Consider the following 2,800-nt stretch of genomic DNA (forward strand, 5'->3'; position numbering starts at 1 on the left):
TAAAAATTGTAAATCGAGAACAAATTCAGGTAAAATATCTTCTCCTGATAAAGTAGCAGGCTTTTTTAAGACTTCTACCGGTTGGTTAGAGCGATAAATTTCGACAATTTTATTTTTGGTATCAATTAACCAGCCTAAGCGCATTTGGTTTTCTGAGTATTCCCGCATCTTCTCCCGTAAGGGTTGCATCTTGTCTGTTTTAGAGCGCAATTCTAAGACGAAATCAGGACATAATGGGGGAAAGGTATCTTGTTGTTCGCGGGTTAGACAATTCCATCGTTCTCGACTAACCCAAGCGACATCAGGAGAACGGTTTGCGCCATTGGGAAGGCTAAATGCTGTGGAGGAATCAAAAACCTCTCCTAATTGGGTTTGTTCATTCCAAATGACAAAACGACTAGCGAGTTTAACGTTGTATTTCCCTGTGCTTCCTCCAGTAGGTGGCATAACAATTAATTCTCCTGTCTTGGTACGTTCAAGGCGCAGATCCCGGTTGACTAAGGCGAGTTTTTCAAACTGTTCTTGGCTGATTTTCAGGTGGTTGGGAATGTTAATTGCTGATGGTTTCATAAATTATCTACTCTCCTGGCTCTTCATTGATGATAGCATGGTATAAGATGCCTAAAATTTTGTTGATGTCTTTAATATAATACTCACTCAAATCAATCTCAACGGTTTTACCTACAAGTTTTAAAAATCTCCAGATAGTTCCAATGGTCACGACTCCGTAAATGACAGAAATTTCATTACCTTCCTGTTGGTTGAAGATTTGAGCGGCGATTGCTTCAGCAATACACTGACCAAATCCTGAGTTTAAGTTTTCATTTTTCGCCTCAACAATTGTGATAATCGGCTGACGAATAAATAACTGTTCTGGATTTTTACTGATAATAAAGTCGCAAATACCGTTCAAGCCTTGGCTGAAATCGACAGTAAAGTCAACTCCAGAAAATAGACTAATTTGGTGTTTTAATTTTCTTCGCAACTCTAATAAGACAGGAGCAATAATCATTTCTGAACGAGCTTTTTCGGTGTTGATAGCTACTGCTAAATCCACTGTTTCTTGGAGAGTTGTCATTAAATATTCACTACCCTCTACTTCTGGGATGGAGGCGAATAATTCAGAGTTTTCCCGAATGGTTAAATCAAAAAGTTTTACTAATTCATCTAACTTGAAATTGCTATAAACCATTGACACTCACCGCCTTTTATTGTTCAAATAAAATTCTGATAAACACCACTCCAGACACAGAGGAAACAGAGTTTTTTTATTGTGGTCAATCATCCGTATCTGATATGAGTCATACAAGGTATTGAGCCAGGTTCTACACAATCCTAATCATTAGACCTCTCCAATAATTGTCGAAATAAGGGCTGAAGCCCTTACTACGAGTTCCGATTAAAAATCTTTTCTGGAGATGTCTATTGAGCTAAATCAGGAAAAATTTTCTGTCCAGATTCCTCTTCAGATTTAAGTTCTTGTAGTCCTTCATGGTCATGATACCTGATCCCAATTGTTGTCCCCATCCCAAGATATCCGTTTATTAGTACCGTGATACGCATTCGATAAGTAAAAAACTACTCGGTTTCCTTCTACGCTTATTGTAAAAGTATTACCGTTATTGGTAATTGTCAAATGTCCTCCATCAATATGCAGTTTTTGTTGTGGATTATCAGTTCCGATGCCGACATTGCCACCTAAATCTTGAATAAGAACCTTACCAGCATTGGCAGCCGAGCGGATATACCAATCGCCAGTAGTACCCCAGTGAATATGACTCCAGTTCGGTCCCAAAGCCGCCTTACGAAACGCTGCCGTGTTCCAAACAGTGTTACCGCTTGGGTCATCAACTGTTAACTTAGCATTGGGAGTTGATGTACCAATTCCTACATTCCCTCCATCTGTTTGGAGAATGAGATCAGACCACGCGCTTAGAGTGTTATTGTGAGCGCCGATGGTTGCTTTGTCTTTATAGGTTCCTAAAACAACCCGATTACCCTGCTGAACGCCAAAATTACTAGCAATCCAAGTAGAAGGGCTACAGATTCCCGTTACTGTTAAACCTCCATTAAGAGTCGAAGCTCCTGTTACATTCAAACCATTTTGAATTGTCAGCGCCCCCGTCATCGTATCCCCGGCTTTTTTCACTGCCAGGTCGAGGTTTTTTACAACTCCTGTTAAGTTTGAACCATCTCCGAGAAATGAGGTAGCTTTGACATTGCCATTAACTTCCAATCTTTCGCTAGGAGCGGCGGTAGTGGCAATGCCGACGTTGCCAGTAACAGTGAGATTATTTTGAATTGTCAGCGCCCCCGTCATCGTATCCCCGGCTTTTTTCACTGCCAGGTCGAGGTTTTTTACAACTCCCGTTAAGTTTGAACCATCTCCTTGAAATGAGGTAGCTTTGACATTGCCATTAACCTCTAATCTTTCTTGGGGTTGCTCAATACCAAGTCCAGTCTTTCCAGTAACATAGAGATCGCCATCAATTGGAAAAGTCATAATTTTGCTCCTGTCGTCTTAGGTTTTTTCTACAATTAGTACATCAATCAGATAAAATTCTGAGTGGGGTGGGTGCTTTTGAATGCTTCCCGAACAAAACGTTCTTGGGAAAAAGAGTGGTATTTCAGGTTGGTGGTGCGTTAACGAAGTAACGCACCCTACAAGATCAGCGATCGCACTGAGTGGGGTGGGTGCTTTTGAATGCTTCCCGAACAAAACGTTCTTGGGAAAAAGAGTGGTATTTCAGGTTGGTGGTGCGTTAACGAAGTAACGCACCCTACAAGATCAGCGATCGCA

3 protein-coding genes are annotated in these 2,800 nt (G+C 41.0%); all 3 read right to left on the bottom strand.

Annotated features, from left to right (window positions below; all coding sequences use genetic code 11):
* Positions 1-570, bottom strand: a 570-nt coding sequence (locus IM500_RS02360) for a Uma2 family endonuclease (RefSeq protein WP_287737556.1), incomplete at its 3' end; no start/stop codon positions are given.
* A 7-nt stretch (positions 571-577) separates the two neighbouring features.
* On the bottom strand, positions 578-1,192 hold the full coding sequence (locus IM500_RS02365) for a hypothetical protein (protein WP_287737557.1): 615 nt from the start codon (positions 1,190-1,192) through the stop codon (positions 578-580).
* A 303-nt stretch (positions 1,193-1,495) separates the two neighbouring features.
* Positions 1,496-2,503: a hypothetical protein gene (locus IM500_RS02370; RefSeq protein ID WP_190723751.1), complete on the bottom strand. Its 1,008-nt coding sequence runs from the start codon at positions 2,501-2,503 to the stop codon at positions 1,496-1,498.
* Positions 2,504-2,800 lie beyond the last annotated feature (297 nt).

Source organism: Microcystis sp. M179S2 (assembly GCF_020245805.1).
Taxonomy (GTDB): Bacteria; Cyanobacteriota; Cyanobacteriia; order Cyanobacteriales; family Microcystaceae; genus Microcystis; species Microcystis aeruginosa.